Source organism: Humibacter soli, assembly GCF_054779035.1.
The window spans coordinates 109,054-125,092 of record NZ_BAAGYX010000001.1 but is presented as its reverse complement, the minus strand read 5'-3'; the positions used below and the strand labels follow the sequence as shown (position 1 = coordinate 125,092).

General features: G+C 67.6%; 16 protein-coding genes. 11 read left to right on the top strand and 5 right to left on the bottom strand.

From position 1 onward, the window contains the following. The first annotated feature begins 86 nt into the window (after nucleotides 1-86). Both ACYVDN_RS00555 and ACYVDN_RS00550 read left to right on the top strand, forming a co-directional pair. Complete coding sequence (locus ACYVDN_RS00555) at nucleotides 87-1,232, top strand: glycosyltransferase family 4 protein (RefSeq protein ID WP_460567390.1); 1,146 nt, start codon at nucleotides 87-89, stop codon at nucleotides 1,230-1,232. Nucleotides 1,233-1,356: 124 nt separating this feature from the next. After that, a complete protein-coding gene (locus ACYVDN_RS00550) occupies nucleotides 1,357-2,484 on the top strand; it encodes a magnesium and cobalt transport protein CorA (RefSeq protein ID WP_460567388.1) in 1,128 nt (375 codons plus the stop codon). Nucleotides 2,485-2,502: 18 nt separating this feature from the next. Here the strand turns inward: ACYVDN_RS00550 and ACYVDN_RS00545 are convergent, their stop codons facing one another. From ACYVDN_RS00545 to ACYVDN_RS00535, 3 genes are all read right to left on the bottom strand, one after another. Next, entirely contained in the window at nucleotides 2,503-3,282 is a 780-nt protein-coding gene (locus ACYVDN_RS00545) for an LLM class oxidoreductase (protein ID WP_460567386.1), read from the bottom strand. Nucleotides 3,283-3,413: 131 nt separating this feature from the next. After that, nucleotides 3,414-3,878 carry an SRPBCC family protein gene (locus ACYVDN_RS00540; RefSeq protein WP_460567384.1) on the bottom strand — a complete coding sequence of 155 codons (465 nt, stop codon included), beginning with the start codon at nucleotides 3,876-3,878 and terminating at the stop codon, nucleotides 3,414-3,416. Nucleotides 3,879-3,893: 15 nt separating this feature from the next. After that, nucleotides 3,894-4,244, bottom strand: coding sequence for an ArsR/SmtB family transcription factor (locus ACYVDN_RS00535; RefSeq protein WP_460567382.1), 351 nt, complete (start codon nucleotides 4,242-4,244; stop codon nucleotides 3,894-3,896). Nucleotides 4,245-4,414: 170 nt separating this feature from the next. Between ACYVDN_RS00535 and sdhC the strand changes: the two genes are divergently transcribed. Genes sdhC through ACYVDN_RS00515 form a run of 4 tightly spaced genes read left to right on the top strand, consistent with a single transcriptional unit; the run spans nucleotide 4,415 to nucleotide 7,914 of the window. Next, nucleotides 4,415-4,837, top strand: a complete 423-nt coding sequence (gene sdhC / locus ACYVDN_RS00530; RefSeq protein ID WP_460567380.1) for a succinate dehydrogenase, cytochrome b556 subunit — start codon at nucleotides 4,415-4,417, stop codon at nucleotides 4,835-4,837. Next, nucleotides 4,834-5,286, top strand: a complete 453-nt coding sequence (locus ACYVDN_RS00525; RefSeq protein WP_460567378.1) for a succinate dehydrogenase hydrophobic membrane anchor subunit — start codon at nucleotides 4,834-4,836, stop codon at nucleotides 5,284-5,286. The genes sdhC and ACYVDN_RS00525 overlap by 4 nt, the downstream gene beginning before the upstream one ends. Nucleotides 5,287-5,346: 60 nt before the next feature. Next, on the top strand, nucleotides 5,347-7,149 hold the full coding sequence (gene sdhA, locus ACYVDN_RS00520; protein WP_460567376.1) for a succinate dehydrogenase flavoprotein subunit: 1,803 nt from the start codon (nucleotides 5,347-5,349) through the stop codon (nucleotides 7,147-7,149). Beyond that, on the top strand, nucleotides 7,150-7,914 hold the full coding sequence (locus ACYVDN_RS00515; RefSeq protein WP_460567374.1) for a succinate dehydrogenase iron-sulfur subunit: 765 nt from the start codon (nucleotides 7,150-7,152) through the stop codon (nucleotides 7,912-7,914). Between the two features lie 142 nt (nucleotides 7,915-8,056). On the opposite strand, the gene ACYVDN_RS00510 is transcribed toward ACYVDN_RS00515, so the two are convergent. Both ACYVDN_RS00510 and ptsP read right to left on the bottom strand, forming a co-directional pair. After that, the gene (locus ACYVDN_RS00510) at nucleotides 8,057-9,355 is read right to left on the bottom strand and encodes a putative GNAT family N-acetyltransferase (RefSeq protein ID WP_460567372.1); all 1,299 of its coding nucleotides are present in this window, start codon (nucleotides 9,353-9,355) and stop codon (nucleotides 8,057-8,059) included. A gap of 59 nt (nucleotides 9,356-9,414) precedes the next feature. Beyond that, nucleotides 9,415-11,064 (bottom strand): phosphoenolpyruvate--protein phosphotransferase, encoded by a 1,650-nt coding sequence (ptsP, locus tag ACYVDN_RS00505; protein WP_460567370.1) that lies wholly within the window; start codon nucleotides 11,062-11,064, stop codon nucleotides 9,415-9,417. Between the two features lie 247 nt (nucleotides 11,065-11,311). On the opposite strand from ptsP, the gene ACYVDN_RS00500 reads away from it, so the two are divergent. The 5 genes from ACYVDN_RS00500 (at nucleotide 11,312) to ACYVDN_RS00480 (ending at nucleotide 16,001) form a co-directional block, all read left to right on the top strand. Next, nucleotides 11,312-12,700, top strand: a complete 1,389-nt coding sequence (locus tag ACYVDN_RS00500) for a YihY/virulence factor BrkB family protein (RefSeq protein WP_460567368.1) — start codon at nucleotides 11,312-11,314, stop codon at nucleotides 12,698-12,700. A 74-nt stretch (nucleotides 12,701-12,774) separates the two neighbouring features. Then, nucleotides 12,775-13,614 (top strand): exonuclease/endonuclease/phosphatase family protein, encoded by an 840-nt coding sequence (locus tag ACYVDN_RS00495; protein WP_460567366.1) that lies wholly within the window; start codon nucleotides 12,775-12,777, stop codon nucleotides 13,612-13,614. A 57-nt stretch (nucleotides 13,615-13,671) separates the two neighbouring features. Further along, entirely contained in the window at nucleotides 13,672-14,682 is a 1,011-nt protein-coding gene (gene trpS / locus ACYVDN_RS00490; protein ID WP_460567364.1) for a tryptophan--tRNA ligase, read from the top strand. Between the two features lie 9 nt (nucleotides 14,683-14,691). After that, nucleotides 14,692-15,273 (top strand): GNAT family N-acetyltransferase, encoded by a 582-nt coding sequence (locus tag ACYVDN_RS00485; RefSeq protein WP_460567362.1) that lies wholly within the window; start codon nucleotides 14,692-14,694, stop codon nucleotides 15,271-15,273. Further along, nucleotides 15,270-16,001, top strand: a complete 732-nt coding sequence (locus ACYVDN_RS00480; RefSeq protein WP_460567360.1) for an HAD family hydrolase — start codon at nucleotides 15,270-15,272, stop codon at nucleotides 15,999-16,001. The genes ACYVDN_RS00485 and ACYVDN_RS00480 overlap by 4 nt, the downstream gene beginning before the upstream one ends. Nucleotides 16,002-16,039 lie beyond the last annotated feature (38 nt).

The window sequence follows — 16,039 nt, the reverse complement described above, 5'->3', positions numbered from 1 at the left end:
GGGAACGAGAACCCGACGTGTGAACGACCGACCGGGTTCAGCGGGGGTTCACCCGGCCGCCACGACGCCTTCGTAGCGTGCACTGCATGAGGGTCGCCATCGTCAGCGAGAGCTTCCTCCCGACCGTGAACGGCGTGACAACGAGCGTCTGCCGCGTACTCGACGAACTGGCACGCGAAGGCCACGAGGCCATCGTGATCTGCCCTGGGCCGAACGCCCCGAGCAGTTATGCCGGATTCGCCGTGCACACCGTCCCTTCCATCGCATACCGACAGTTCCCTCTGGGCATGCCGAGCCCGCAGGTGCAGCAGTTGCTGAGCGCGTTCGCACCCGACGTGCTTCACGCGGCGTCGCCGTTCCTTCTCGGCGCCCAGGCCATCGCGGCCGCTGGCAGGCTGGGCGTCGCCACCGTCGCGATCTACCAGACGGATGTCGCAGGCTACGCGAAGCGCAATGGCCTCGGCCTCACCACGAACATCGCCTGGCGCTACGTGCGCTGGGTGCACAACGGCGCAGACCTCACGCTGGCGCCCTCGACGGCGTCGGCACACGACCTTGCGCAGGCCGGCGTGCTGCGCGTGCGTAGGTGGGGTCGCGGCGTCGACATCGAGCGCTACCACCCCAATAACCGCACGGCAGCCGACACCGTGGCACTCCGGGAGCTGCTTTCCCCCGACGGCGAGGTCGTCATCGGCTACGTCGGCAGGATCGCACCGGAGAAGCAGGTCGAGCGGTTCGCGGCGCTACGCGGTATGGACGGCATCCGCATCGCCATCGTCGGCGACGGCCCCAGCGAGGTCACCGTGCGCAAGGCTCTCAAGCGCATGCCCGTCTCGTGGCTCGGCCGCCGAGGGGGACGCGACCTCACCGCTGCCTACGCCGCCATGGACGTCTTCGTGCACACGGGCACAGAGGAGACCTTCGGGCAGACCGTGCAGGAGGCGCACGCGTCGGGCATCCCGGTCGTCGCACCGAATGCCGGCGGTCCGATCGATCTCATCGATCACGGCGTAGACGGCTTTCTCATCGACAGCGACCGCATGCTGCACGATGCCGTTGAGACTCTCGTGGATGACGGCGCCCTTCGCCGGCGCATGGGTGAGGCCGGACGGCGTGCGGTGCTCCGCTCCTCGTGGTCGGATGTCTGCGCCGGGCTGTTCGCGCACTATGAGGCCGCGATCGCGCATCGAGCCGCTTCGGGACGGCGTCTGCAGCGCGCGCTCGACCTCTGATCGGCTCCGGGGCGTCAGGGTTTCGTGAGGCCCGACCGGCGGTGGCACCGGTTCGGGCTTAAGGTGTCACCGGGCGTGCGCATACCGCCCACAACTTCCTGATGCCGCCGAACGGAGGCGAAGCATGGCCGAACGCAGGCGCCGAGTCATCCCGATCCCCTTCATGCCGCGAACACGCACGGCCGCGCCCCTCGAGCCGGTGCCCATCGAGGAGATCGCGCCGCAGTCGCGGAACACCATCGTCGACTCCGCCATCTACGCCGGCGGCAAGCGCATCTCGTCGCCCACCACCCTCGCCGACACGTACCGGGCGCTGGACGAGACGCCGGGCGGAGTCGCGTGGATCGGCCTCTACCGACCGAGCGAGGCCGAACTTCACTCCCTCGCTCGCGAGTTCAACCTGCACGAGCTGGCGGTCGAAGACGCGATCAGCGCTCACCAGCGCCCGAAGCTGGAGCGCTACGACGACGTGCTGTTCGTCGTGCTGCGCGCCGCGAACTACCTGGATGTACCAGAAGAGGTCTCCTTCGGAGAGGTGCACGTCTTCGTCGGGCCGAACTTCGTCATCACCGTTCGGCACAGCGAGTCGCCGGACCTCTCGCAGGTGCGCCACCGCATGGAGCACGACCTCGACCTGCTCGCGCTCGGGACTCAGAGCATCCTGTACGCGATCATCGACACGATCGTCGACGCCTATGCGCCGGTCGTCGCCGGCCTCGCCAACGACATCGACGAGATCGAGACCCAGGTGTTCGACGGCGACGCGAACGTCTCGCGACGCATCTACGAGCTATCGACCGAGGTGATCGACTTCCAACGGGCAACGCATCCGCTCAGCGATGTCGTCGAGCTCCTCGAGCTGGGGAGCCAGAAGTACGGAGTCACCCAGGAGTTGCAGCGCAACCTGCGCGACGTAGCTGACCACCTCACGCAGGTCAACGAGCGTGTCGACGACTTCAAGCGCATGCTGCGAGACATCCTGACCGTGAACGCCACGCTCGTCAGCGAGCGGCAGAACGCCAGGATGACCGACCTGTCCGAAAGCGCCAACCGACAGGGCGAAGAGGTCAAGAAGATCTCGTCGTGGGCTGCCATCCTGTTCGGTCCGACGCTCATCGCGGGCATCTACGGCATGAACTTCACCAACATGCCCGAGCTGCATTGGAAGTACGGCTATCCGATGGCGGTCGCGGCGATGGCGCTGACGAGCGTGATCCTCTACCTCGTGTTCAAGCGCCGGAACTGGCTCTGACGTTCAGCGGACGCTGATTCAGCCGGCTCTGAGCCGCTCGGCTGCGGCCTCGATGAAGCGCAGATGATCGTCGACCGTGTCACCCGGAGCGATCACCCTCAGCACCACCTCGTCGACGGCATCCCGGTACTGACGGATGCGCTCGTCGAACCTCTCCGCGTCCATCACCGTCTGCTGCGCGCCGATGCCGAGCCTCTCGAAGTTCGCCGCGTACGCCGGGTACCCGCCGTACCGCGCGGCCTCCTCGGCGAGCCTGCTTCCGGCCGAGGCCTCGAGCGCCGTGCGCACGTAGAGGGCGACATGGGATGCGGATGCCGCTCCTCGCGCCTCCCCGGCCTGCTCGATCGCGACGGCCGGCGTCAGCCAACTGAGCAGCACGCCGTCGGCCCTGCGTGCGCCGAGCCGACGCATCTTGGGGCCGAGCGCGCCGACCAGCACCCGTGCCGACAGACGGTCGTGCAGCACCTCGACCGCGTCACCGACCATGGCGAGAGCCCCGTTGCGGGTTTGCCCTGCGCCGATGCCGAGCACCAGGCGATGCTCGGGGAGCTCGGCGCGCCGCACTGCGGAGACGATGGCATGCGCGTGGCGGCGATCGACCGGGATGACCCCGGTCGCGAGAAGGAGGCTGCTCGTGACATCCGCTGCAGCTTCGAGCGCCGCGATCGAGTCGCCGCCCGGGGTGTCGTTGACCCAGAGCGAGCGGAACCCGGCCTGTTCGACCGCGGGCGCTAGCAGGGCGATGGCGTCAGGGCCGAGCGTTCCGGCCACGCCGATCGAGACATCTCCGTGAGACATGATCCGAGCATCCTGCCACGTTGGCGTGCTTTCCGCTGGTCGCGTAGCGCTGGCCTCGGGTCGACGCGTATCGAGACCTTGCGCCCCTTCCGGACGGGAAGGTCTCGATACGCGTGCAGCTTCGGCGCGCGCTACTCGACCAGCGAAAACGACCGTCCGAGGGCGTCGAGCTGGTCGGAGATGCCCTGCGTGCGGTACTCGGGCTTGTCGCCGCCGTCGAGGTAGACGCCGTGCTCGGTCAGCACGAGCGTCGTGCCCGAGTCGGTCGGAACGAACTCGACCGTGGTGAGCGAGACGGAGATGCGCGTGTCGCCGCGCAGCATGTGGTTCACGTAGACGATGCGCTCGTTCGGAACGATGTCGCGGTATTCGGCGTCATACGTGTAGACGTTGCCGTCGGGTGCCGTCGCACGCGACAGCTCGTGGCCGCCCACGCGGAAGTCCAGCCGGTACTCCGAGCCGTCGGCGGGTTCGCCGCCCTGGAACCAGACGCGCTTGGCATCCTGGTTCGCCCAGGCGTCGAAGACCTTCGCAGTGTCGGCCCGGTAGCGGCGCTCGAGCACCATCGTGTCGTGGGCGGTGGATCGTTCTGACATGGTCGTTCCTTCTGTTCAGCGGTCGTTCGTCGGGGAGTGGTCGTTCTTCTGGGGCGTCTCGTCAAGGAAGTCGCCGAGACGGTCGAGGCGCTCGTTCCAATCCGCCCTGCGTGCCGCGAACCACGACTGTGCCGCATCGAGAGCACGCTCATCGAGACGGCAGGTGCGCACACGACCGACCTTCGAGCTCGTGACGAGTCCGCTCGCCTCGAGAACCTGCAGGTGCTGGATGACCGCGGGCAGTGACATCGGAAGCGGCTTCGCCAGCTCGCTGACGGTCGCCTCCCCGCCCGCGAGCCGCTCGACCATCAGCCGGCGACTCGGGTCGGAGAGTGCGTGGAACACTTCGTCCAATTGGTTAAGCACTTACTTAAGTAAACACATCCGAAGCGTGCTGTCAACAGCCTCCGGCGAGCGAACGCGGCAGCGCAAAAACGAATCGCGCCGGGGAACTAGACTGACTTCGGTGCCGATCCCGCGTGTGAAAACGCCGCGTCAGGCGATCGGGCACCGAACTCGATCAGGGAGGGTTGTCCGTGCCAGCAGAAACGGCAGACACTCTCGAGCCGACCAAGACTCGGCCCGGGGGAACGCTGTATCGGGGTCGGGAAGGCATGTGGTCATGGGTGCTGCATCGCATCACCGGCGTGGCGATCTTCTTCTTCCTGCTCGTCCACATTCTCGACTCGGTCGTTCTCGGCATCAGCCCTCAGGCGTACAACGCGGTGATCGGAACGTACAAGAACCCGATCATGGGGCTCGGTGAGACCGCGCTCGTCGCGGCCATCGCGTTCCATGCTCTGAACGGCATCCGCATCATCCTGATCGACTTCTGGAGCAAGGGCGCCAAGTACCAGAAGGTGATGTTCTGGACCGTCATCGTGCTCTGGGTCGTGCTGATGCTGGGCTTCGCCCCGATCCATCTGGCCAACGTGTTCAGCGAGGGGAGCGCGTCGTGACCACCATCGAGGCACCCCGTACCCCGAGCCGCCCGACTCCCTCAAAGGGCGTCAACTGGGAGAAGTGGGGATGGCTGTACATGCGCGCCTCGGGCGTGCTGCTCGTCGTCCTGATCTTCGGGCACCTGATCGTGAACCTGGTGCTCGGTCAGGGCATCAAGGCCGTCGACTTCGGCTTCGTCGCCGGCAAGTGGGCCGATCCGTTCTGGCGCGTGTGGGACGGCCTGATGCTGTGGCTGGCCCTGATCCACGGCGGCAACGGCATGCGCACGATCGTGAACGACTACGCGCACAACCGTACGATCAACCGCACCCTGAAGCTGCTGATCCTCGCCGCGGTGGTCATCCTGATTCTGCTGGGCACCTACACGGTCACCTTCTTCGACCCGTGCCCGTCGGGCGCACCGGCGAACCTGCTGCCCGACTTCTGCTCGACCATCTCCAAGTAAGCCCGCGACGGCGCCGCACGTTGAACGGCGCACCACGAACCGAAAGCTACGGACACCCACGTGACTGAACAGATCGCAGACGGAGCCGTGATCGACGGCGTGCACTATCACCAGTTCGACATCGTCATCGTCGGCGCGGGCGGCGGCGGCATGCGCGCAGCCATCGAGGCAGGGCCGCACGCGAAGACGGCCGTCATCTCCAAGCTCTACCCGACGCGTTCCCACACGGGCGCGGCGCAGGGCGGCATGGCCGCCGCGCTCGCGAACGTCGAGGAGGACAACTGGGAGTGGCACACCTTCGACACCGTCAAGGGCGGCGACTACCTGGTCGACCAGGACGCGGCAGAGATCCTGGCGAAGGAGGCGATCGACGCCGTCATCGACCTCGAGAACATGGGCCTGCCGTTCAACCGCACGCCAGAGGGCAAGATCGACCAGCGCCGCTTCGGCGGGCACACCCGTGACCACGGCAAGTCGCCGGTTCGACGCGCCTGCTACGCAGCAGACCGCACCGGCCACATGATCCTGCAGACGCTGTTCCAGAACTGCGTCAAGCTCGGCATCAACTTCTTCAACGAGTTCTACGCGCTCGACCTCATCATGGGCGAGGTCGACGGGGTGCGCCGCCCTGCAGGTGTCGTCGCCTACGAGCTCGCCACCGGCGAGCTGCACGTTTTCCAGTCCAAGGCGGTCATCTTCGCCACCGGCGGTTTCGGCAAGATCTACAAGACCACGTCGAACGCGCACACCCTCACGGGCGACGGAGTGGGCATCGTCTGGCGCAAGCAGCTTCCGCTCGAAGACATGGAGTTCTTCCAGTTCCACCCGACCGGGCTGGCCGGGTTGGGCATCCTGCTCACCGAGGGTGCTCGCGGTGAGGGCGCCATCCTTCGCAACGCCTCAGGTGAGCGCTTCATGGAGCGCTACGCACCGACCATCAAAGACCTGGCGCCGCGCGATATCGTCGCCCGCTGCATGGTTCAGGAGGTCGCCGAGGGTCGCGGTGCGGGCCCGAACAAGGACTACGTGCTGCTGGACTGCACGCACCTCGGCGCAGAGGTGCTGGAGACGAAGCTGCCGGACATCACCGAGTTCGCGCGCACCTATCTCGGCGTCGACCCGGTTGTCGAGCCCGTTCCGGTCATGCCGACGGCTCATTACGCCATGGGCGGCATCCCGACCAACAACAACGCAGAGGTGCTGAGCGACAACACGACAGTCGTGCCTGGACTGTACGCCGCCGGCGAATGCGCCTGCGTCTCGGTGCACGGCTCGAACCGCCTGGGCACGAACTCGCTGCTCGACATCAACGTGTTCGGCAAGCGCAGCGGGCGCAACGCCGTCGAGTACGTGAAGACCGCCGACTTCGTGCCGCTGCCCGACGACCCGGCTGCCGGAGTGCACGACCTCATCGAGGGGCTCCGCAGCGGCACGGGAACCGAGCGGATCGCCGCGATCCGCAAGGAACTGCAAGACGAGATGGACCGCAACGCCCAGGTGTTCCGCACGGACGACTCGCTCGCCCAGGTGACCGAGACCATCCACGGGCTGCGCGAGCGCTACCGCAACGTGCAGGTGCAGGACAAGGGCAAGCGGTTCAACACCGACCTGCTCGAGGCCGTCGAGCTCGGCTTCCTGCTCGACCTCGCAGAGGTCGTCGTGTTCTCCGCCCGCAACCGCAAGGAGAGCCGCGGCGGGCACATGCGCGACGACTTCCCGAAGCGCGACGACGAGAACTACATGAAGCACACCATGGCCTACCTCACCGGCGACCCGCACTCGTCGAACGCGGCAGACCACATCAAGCTCGACTGGAAACCCGTCGTGGTGACCCGCTACCAGCCGATGGAGAGGAAGTACTAGATGTCCACCGTCGTCGCTGACGCGCCAGCACCAGAGGCCCCGGCACCGATCAAGTCGTTCATCGTGACCGTGATCATCCGGCGCTTCGATCCCGACGTGGACACCGAGCCGCACTGGCAGGACTACGACGTCGAGATGTATCCGACCGACCGCATCCTCGACGCGCTGCACAAGATCAAGTGGGAGCAGGACGGCTCGCTCACGTTCCGCCGCTCGTGCGCCCACGGCGTCTGCGGGTCCGATGCGATGCGCATCAACGGCCGCAACCGCCTCGCGTGCAAGACCCTCATCAAAGACCTCGACGTGCAGAAGCCCATCTACGTCGAAGCCATCAAGGGCCTTCCGCTGGAGAAGGACCTCGTGGTCGACATGGACCCGTTCTTCGCCTCGTACCGCGAGGTGCAGCCATTCCTGCAGGCCAACTCGGCACCGCCGGAGGGCAAGGAGCGCATCCAGTCCGTCGCCGACCGCGCCAGGTTCGACGACACGACCAAGTGCATCCTGTGCGCGGCGTGCACCTCGAGCTGCCCGGTGTTCTGGACCGACGGTCAGTACTTCGGTCCGGCGGCGATCGTGAACGCGCACCGGTTCATCTTCGACTCGCGCGACGACCAGGCGCAGGTGAGACTCGACATCCTCAACGACAAGGAAGGCGTGTGGCGCTGCCGCACGACCTTCAACTGCACGGATGCCTGCCCCCGCGGCATCCAGGTCACGCAGGCGATCGCCGAAGTGAAGCAGGCCATCATGCGCGGGCGCGTCTAGGCGAGGCACCCCCACCGCCGGTTGAGGAGCTCCGGGTAGCGGCGCATCTCGAAACCCGTGCCACGGCAGTCACGCCTAGGCGGGTTTCGAGACGCGCGCCTTCGGCGTGCTCCTCGACCCACGGCGATACGCGGGCCGGCGCTCAGTACCAGACGCTGAGGAACGGCGTCACGTCGGTTCGGAACGCCGCGTCGAAGCGCGACAGCGCGCCCCTCGTGTGCTCCGCGACGCGGCCGGCACGTGCCAGCGTCGTCGCCTTCGGGCCGCCGAGGTAGAGCGCCGAGAGCGTCGCGACGCCCATGGTCAGGTCCGGTGCGTCATCCGTGGGCGTGACGATCGCCGAGCCGTCGGCGGAGACCTCGAGCCGGAAGACGCCGCGCGCGAACCCGAGGTCGTCGTCGACACCGATCACCAGCGACCCGGGTGCGCCGTACGTGCGGGCCTCCAGTGCGGTCTTCGGGTCGAGGATGCGAAGCCAGTGGTGATCGTGGAGGATGACCGTTGCCGCACGGAGGTCGCGGAGCATCCATAGAACGGGCTCGTCTGCCGATGCGACCTCATAACGCACCGTGGCGACGAGGTCGAGCTCGATCAGGAAGCGCCAGATGGCGGCATACGCCTCGTCGGTGGCTGCGCGCAGGTAGCGGATGTCGACGGAGTTCTTCGTGAAGTCATCCTTGTTCTCGGTGACCTTGTAGACCACGAGACCCTGCGGCTCACCGTTCGTGTCGTCGTAGCGCACCGAACGCAGCGACGAGTTCTGCTTCTCACGGTCGCCGAGCACGCCGACGGCACCACCCCAGAGCTGGTCGTCGAGAACGAAGTCGCCGGGGGTGGTTGTGTGCGCCCGCTGTGCGATGCCGCGGGCGGTGTCGGCGAGCGCCTGCAGGGAGACGAAGCCGAGGCGTCCCCTCGCGCTCGGACCGTTCCATCCCGCACGCTTGGTGTCGATCGTGAGATCGGCGATCTGGGTTGCAGGGCCGAATCCGTAGCGACCGTAGATCGTCGCCTCCGACACGGTGAGTGATGCGAGCGGCACTCCGGCGGCGACCGCGGTGCGCAGCTCGGCCTCGAGGAGCGCACGGGCTATGCCGCGCCGCCGGTGGGTCGGCGAGACGGTGACGGAGCTGATCCCCCACGACTGCACGGTTCCGCCGGGCACCGAGAGCTGGTCTGCCCAGCTCGAGACCGTGGCGACCGGCACGTCCGGCTCGGGGATGGCGGCATCCCACACCCCGCTCGTGCGGCGGTATGCCGTGTGCCGCACGTGCTGGTCGATGACATCCTGCGTTGGCCGGGAGTCGTGGAAGCCGCGATAGTCGGCCTCGTCCCATGCCGCCAGTGCGACGGGATCCGTCGCGTCGACGAGGCCGAGCCTCAGGCCGTCGGCGGCCAGTCGTTCTGCCGACTGCTGGTCGATGGGAAGGTTCCGTACGTCCATTCCTCCAGCCTATGGGTGCGCGGGCCAGCCACGAAGGTCGGCTGCGACGCCTGGGCGGCTCAGGCGAGCGCGTCGGCGACGACGGCGCGCGCTGCGGCGGCACTCGTCTGCTGAAGCGTGCGTTCGGCCAGCTCACGGGCCTGGACCAGGGTCACGCGGGAAAGCGTCGCGCGCACATCGGCGAGCGCTCCCGGCGACATGGAGAGGTCCTCGGCGCCGAGCCCGACGAGCACGATCGCCATCAGCGGGTCGGACGCCGCCTCACCGCACACACCGACCGGGATGTGCGAGGTTCGGCCGGCATCCCCCACCATCTTGACGAGTCGCAGCACCGCCGGATGCCACGGGTCCTGGTACTGCGCGACCGAGCCGAGCATACGGTCTGCGGCAAGCGTGTACTGGGTGAGGTCGTTCGTGCCGATGCTCACGAAGTCGCAGAGCGGGAGCACCTGGTCTGCCAGCACAGCGGCCGACGGCACCTCGACCGTGACGCCGACCGTGCTGAGGCCGAGCGAGCGGGCGACGTTCATGAAGTAGACGGTCTCGTCGACGTCGGCCACCATGGGCGCCATCACCCAGAGGTCGGCTCCGGTGTCCTCCTGTGCGCCGACGAGTGCGCTGAGCTGATCGCGGAGCACGCCCTCGTGTTCGCGGAGTGCACGGATGCCGCGACGGCCGAGGGCCGGGTTCTCTTCGTGAGTGTGTCCGAGGAACGCGAGCTGTTTGTCTGCGCCCGCGTCCAGCGCGCGAACGACCACCTTGCGGCCGGAGAAAGCGGTCATCAGATCGCGATAGCGGGAGCGTTGGAACTCGACGGATGGTGCGGTGCGGGCATCCAGGTACAGGAACTCGGTGCGGAACAGGCCGACGCCCTCTGCGCCCTGAGCCACCGCCGGCACCGCGTCCTCAGGAGAGCCGACGTTGGCGAGGAGCGGCACGGGCGTTCCGTCCGCGAGCGCGCCAGGGGTGAGCGGACGCGCCGCGACGACCCGTCCGCCGCGCTCGGCGGTCGCGGCCAGCATCGCCGCATCCGGGTCGGTGATCACGTTGCCGGATTCTGCGTCCACGATGACGGTCTGGCCGTTCACGATCGCATCGCAGCCCGCGGCCCCGACGACCGCGACGAGGTCTTTGTTGCGAGCAAGGATGGCCGTGTGCGAGGAATTGCTCCCGTCGCGCGTGACGATCGCGAGCACCTTCGACAGGTCGAGCGTTGCGGTGTCCGCGGGAGCGAGGTCGTAGGCGACGAGCACGAACGGCGACTCAGCATCCGGCACCGTGGGCAGCTCGACGCCGAGCAGGCGCGCGATGACGCGACGTGCGACATCCCGCACATCGGCTCCGCGTGCGGCAGGGTTGTCGCCGAGCCCCTCGAGCACTCGTGCGTAGCCCTCGTAGGCCTCGTACACGGCGCGCTCGGCGGTCTTGCCGTCGCCGACCCGCTGGCGGATGTCGTCGACGACCGCCGGGTCCTGCACCATCAGCGACTGCGCCTCGAGGATGTCCTCGGCATCGCCGCCTGCGCGACGTCCGAGCTCGACGAGCTCGACGGTCACAGCGGCCAGCGCGTCATCGACACGCCGGTACTCGTCGAGCGCCTCCGCCTGCGATTCGACGTCGGGCGGCTCGCCGATCGGGTCGGGCATGCGCAGCGCAGGACCCACGGCAATGCCGTGGCCGACGCCGATGCCGGTGATCTGGGTCGACACGGGCACCAGCCTATGCCGCTGAACGCATGCCTTCGCACACGAAGAGGCGCAGCCTCCTCGATCGCGTCCATCGCCAATATCGCGGCGCCGCCACTCACAGGCTCAATCGGCTCGGCCATGCGAGCAAGCTCGCACGGCTCTCGCCTCAATCGCCTCTATCGCGGCGCCGCCACTCAGAGGCTCAATCGGCTCGGCCATGCGAGCAAGCTCGCACGGCTCTCGCCTCAATCGCCTCTAGGCTGATGCCGTGGCGCGGCGGAACGTGAAGTCGGCGGATGCCTCGTCGGAGGCGAGTGCGCCGGAGACCGCCGTCGGGACGACACCCGACGGCGGCGCACATCACGACCAGAGCGCGCGCGAAGCGCAGAGTCCGCACGACAACCATCGGATCGAGCAGCTCAAGACGGAGGCGGCGCGGGAACGCGGGCAGCTCGCCGAGCGGTTCGAGGAGATAGCGGACCCACTGCGCGATCGACTGCGCGGACCGGTCAGGCGGGTCAGCGGGTGGTGGCAGTGGGTGACCCGGCTCAAGCCCTACCGGGTCTGGATCCAGTTCTCCTACAACGACGGCAACCTGCGCACGGCCGGAATGTCGTATCAGTCGCTGTTCGCCGTCTTCGCCGCGCTGTGGGTGGGGTTCTCCGTTGCCGGGATCTGGCTCACCAGCAATCCGAACCTGATGAACGCCCTGGTCGGCATCATCAACGACGCCGTCCCCGGCCTGATCGGCACGGACAGCGAGCATCCAGGAGTGGTCAGCGAAGACGCGCTGCGCTCCCTCAGTACCACCTTCGGGTGGACGAGCCTCATCGCCATCGTCGGCCTGCTCTGGACCGCCATCGCCTGGCTGTACTACACGCGCCAGGCGGTGCGTGCCATGTTCGACCTCGCACGTGACTCCCGAAACTACGCGCTGCAGAAGGTCACCGACCTCGGGCTCTCCATCCTCTTCGGGGTGCTCCTCGTCGCGTCGGCGACGGTGACTGTGATCACGACGGAGGCGCTCAGCACCTTTCTGGACTTCATCGGCATCAGTTCCGACTCACCATGGACCAGCGTCTCGGGCTACATCATCGGTTTCGCGGTGTCGATCGGGCTGAACTTCATCACGCTCGCGGCCATGTACCGCGTGCTGTCGAGGGTGGTCATCCCGTGGCGATCGCTCGTCGTCGGCTCCCTGATCGGCGCTGTCGCACTGAGCGCGTTGAGCGCGATCAGCAGCCTCATCATCGGCGGCGCGAGCAAGAACCCACTGCTCGCGACCTTCGCCGTGTTCGTCGGATTGCTTCTCTGGTTCAACTTCATCTGCCGCATCATCCTTCTTGCCGCCGCCTGGATCGCGGTCGGGATGTTCGACCGGGGTCTCGAGCCGCGCAAGCTCAGCCCGGAGCAGGTCGCATACGAGCGGGCCGTGGCCCAGCGCGAAGCGCGCCTGCTGATCGCCAGGACGCGGTTGCAGGATGAGCGAGCGCACGCCGCGTCGGCGCGGTGGCTCTCCAAATGGTTCGCGAACCGTCGCGTGCGGGATGCCGCAGACGAGCTGCGCCGCATCGAGGCCGAGCCGCCGCCCGCACTGCCCGGCAAGCGCAAATGGTGGACCGACAGCGGTCCATATGACCCGGGGCAAGCCCGGTAGAACGCTTCGGCCGGGGTGGTCGCGTGCCCGAGCGACGCGGCGGAAGCGTCGGGGGTGCCGACTAAACTCGACCCATGCCATCTCGCCGTCCCCTGCGCATCGCGACCGTCAACGTCAACGGCATCCGTGCGGCTTACCGCCGCGGCATGGCGAGCTGGCTCGACGGGCGCGGGGTCGACATCCTGGCCCTTCAGGAGGTGCGAGCGTCGACGGACGACCTCACCGGGCTGCTCGGCGAGGAGTGGGACATCCTGCACGACGCCGCCACTGCGAAGGGACGCGCCGGCGTGGCCTTGGCGAGCCGCGGCAAGGCATCCATCCACCGCGTCGAGCTCGGCGAAGAAGACTTCGACACGGCCGGCCGCTGGCTCGAGGCCGACTACGAGGTGGACGGCACGATCGTCACCGTCGTGAGCGCATACGTTCCCTCCGGCGAGGCCGGCACAGAGAAGCAGGTCTACAAGTACCGGTTCCTCGATGCCATGGATGCCCGCATGAAGGCCCTCGCTAAACACGACGAGCTCGCCGTGGTGATGGGCGATCTGAACGTCGGGCACCGCACCCTCGACATCAAGAACTGGAAGGGCAACGTCAAGCGCGCAGGCTTCCTGCCGGAGGAGCGCGCCTACTTCGACAAGCTGATGGGCGCCGAAGACGACGAGCATTACAACGACGGAGCCGGGTACGGCTGGGTCGACATCGGCCGCAAGCGCGCGGGCGAGGTCGACGGGCCGTACACCTGGTGGACCTGGCGTGGACAGGCGTTCGACAACGACACCGGCTGGCGCATCGACTACCAGCTCGCCACGCCCAAGCTCGCCGCGAAGGTCGCCGACTATACAGTCGACAGGGCAGCGTCGTACGAGGAGCGGTTCTCCGACCACACGCCCGTCGTCGTCGACTACGCGATCTGAGACTGCTCGCGCAGCCTCACCCCCACTCTTCTTCCACCAGTATTCGAGAGATTTCCCATGACCAAGACACGCCTGTTCTCCGGCATCCAGCCGTCGAGCGATTCGCTGCACCTCGGCAACTACATCGGCGCGCTTCTCCAGTGGAGACAGCTGCAGGAAGACCACGATGCGTTCTTCTGCGTCGTCGACCTTCACGCCATCACCGTGGCGCAGGACCCGAAGGAGCTCGCAGAGAAGACCCGCGGACTCGCCGCCCAGTACATCGCCGCGGGCATCGATCCCGCCAAGTCGACGCTGTTCGTGCAGTCGCACGTGCCGGCGCACGCCGAGCTCGCCTGGGTGCTGAACACCATCACGGGCTTCGGCGAGGCCGGACGTATGACCCAGTTCAAGGACAAGTCGGCACGCTACGGCAGCGATGCGACCAGCGTGGGGTTGTTCACGTATCCGGTGCTGATGGCCGCGGACATCCTGCTCTACGACGCCGAGGTGGTGCCCGTTGGCGACGACCAGAGGCAGCATGTCGAGCTCACCCGTGACCTCGCCGAGCGGTTCAATTCACGCTTCGGGCAGACGTTCGTGGTACCGAGGGCGATCATCCAGAAGGACATCGCCCGCATCTACGATCTGCAGACGCCGACCGCGAAGATGTCGAAGTCGACGGACTCCCCTGCCGGGCTCATCCTGCTGCTCGACGAGCCGAGCGTGACGCGCAAGAAGGTCATGCGGGCCGTCACAGACACCGATGGCGTTGTGCGCTTCGACCGCGGCGAGAAGCCGGGCGTTTCGAACCTGCTGGCGATCTACTCGGCGCTGTCGGGCCAGTCGATCGAGACCATCGCGAACGAGTATGACGGCCGCGGCTACGGCGACCTCAAGAAGGGGCTGGCCGATGTGATCATCGGCGAGTTCGAGCCGGTGCGGGCAAGGGCCCTCGAGCTGCTCGCCGACCCGGCCGAGCTCGACAGGCTGCTGGGCGCGAGCGCCGATCGCGCGAACGAGGTCGCGGAGGCGACCTTGGCGAAGGCGTACGAGCGGGTCGGCCTGCTGCGCCGGGTACGGCTGTAGGGGCGCATCGTGCAACCGGTCACGCTTCGCACCGAACGCCTGGTGCTGTCGCCGCCGACCGAGGCGGATGTCGACACCATCGCCGTGCTCTGCCAAGACGAGGGCGTGCAGCGCTGGACGACCGTGCCCTCGCCCTACTCGCGCGACGACGCCGTCGGGTTCATCGGGATGATCGAGCGTGCCTGGGAGTCAGGCAGCGGGCACACCTGGGCGCTGCGATCGGGCGAGGACTCCACCGTGATGGGCATGATCGGGTTGGACGGCCACCGCGATGACGCCGCCGAGCTCGGCTTCTGGCTCGGATCGCAGCATCGCGGTGCCGGACTGATGACCGAGGCCGCTGAGGCTGTCTGCACGTTCGGATTCCGGGAGCTCGAGCTGAAGCGGATCGTCTGGCACGCCCTCCTGCCGAACGTGGACTCGGCGTCCGTGGCCAGGAAGCTCGGCTTCCGGTACGAAGGACTCGAACGTCTCGGCGGAGTGCAGCGCGGACGGCGCGTCGACCAGTGGCAGGCCTCGCTTCTTGCGGATGACCAGCGCGACGATTCCGGGGCCTGGCCAGAAGACGCCTACGGCGAGTCCACGTCGTGACCGACATCCGCGCGGTGCTGTTCGACCTGGATGACACCCTCTTCGCGCACCGTAGTGCGGTGGACGCCGGGATTCTGGCGCACGTGCGGGCGCTCGGGCATCCGTACGACGCCTCCGACGCCGCGGCCGAGGTGCTCGTGTGGCGCGGGCTGGAAGAGATGCACTACCACCGGTACCTGGCCGGGGAGATCAGCTTCGAGGACAACCGCCGCCTGCGCGCGCGGGACTACGCGGCAAGGCACGGCGTCGAACTCACCTCTCAGGAGGCCGGCACCTGGTTCGCCTCGTACTTCGAGCACTACGTCGAGAGCTGGCGGCTGCACGACGACGCGCTCCCCTGCCTCGACACGTTGCGCACCACGTTTCCCGGCGTGCGCTTCGGGCTCATCACCAACGGCGAGGAGGACTTCCAGCTGCGAAAGGTGGACGCCGTCGGGATCCGGGCGGAGTTCGACGACATCGTTGCATCCGGCTCTGTGGGTGTCACGAAGCCCGACGTCCGCATCTTCGAGCTGGCGTGCGAACGTCTCGACGTGCGGCCGGCCGACGCTGTCTACGTCGGAGATCGGCTCGGCACGGACGCCATCGGAGCAGCACGTGCCGGCCTCACCGGCGTATGGCTCGACCGGTACGCCGCGGCTGTCGCGGACGACGAACGCGCCGCAGCCGACGAGCTGGGCGTCATCCGCATCGCGTCCCTCGCCGACCTGCCGCCCGCGCTGGCGTAGCCCCTCCCCCGCGGTACCCGCACCCCGGCCGCCCCCGG

Excerpts from the sequence above, each read along its gene's own strand:
- ACYVDN_RS00495 (WP_460567366.1), top strand. The coding sequence starts at position 12,775 with ATGCCATCTCGCCGTCCCCTGCGCATCGCGACCGTCAACGTCAACGGC.
- trpS (WP_460567364.1), top strand. The coding sequence starts at position 13,672 with ATGACCAAGACACGCCTGTTCTCCGGCATCCAGCCGTCGAGCGATTCG.
- ACYVDN_RS00545 (WP_460567386.1), bottom strand. The coding sequence starts at position 3,282 with ATGTCTCACGGAGATGTCTCGATCGGCGTGGCCGGAACGCTCGGCCCT.
- ACYVDN_RS00510 (WP_460567372.1), bottom strand. The coding sequence starts at position 9,355 with ATGGACGTACGGAACCTTCCCATCGACCAGCAGTCGGCAGAACGACTG.
- ACYVDN_RS00540 (WP_460567384.1), bottom strand. The coding sequence starts at position 3,878 with ATGTCAGAACGATCCACCGCCCACGACACGATGGTGCTCGAGCGCCGC.
- ACYVDN_RS00550 (WP_460567388.1), top strand. The coding sequence starts at position 1,357 with ATGGCCGAACGCAGGCGCCGAGTCATCCCGATCCCCTTCATGCCGCGA.
- ACYVDN_RS00515 (WP_460567374.1), top strand. The coding sequence starts at position 7,150 with ATGTCCACCGTCGTCGCTGACGCGCCAGCACCAGAGGCCCCGGCACCG.
- ACYVDN_RS00555 (WP_460567390.1), top strand. The coding sequence starts at position 87 with ATGAGGGTCGCCATCGTCAGCGAGAGCTTCCTCCCGACCGTGAACGGC.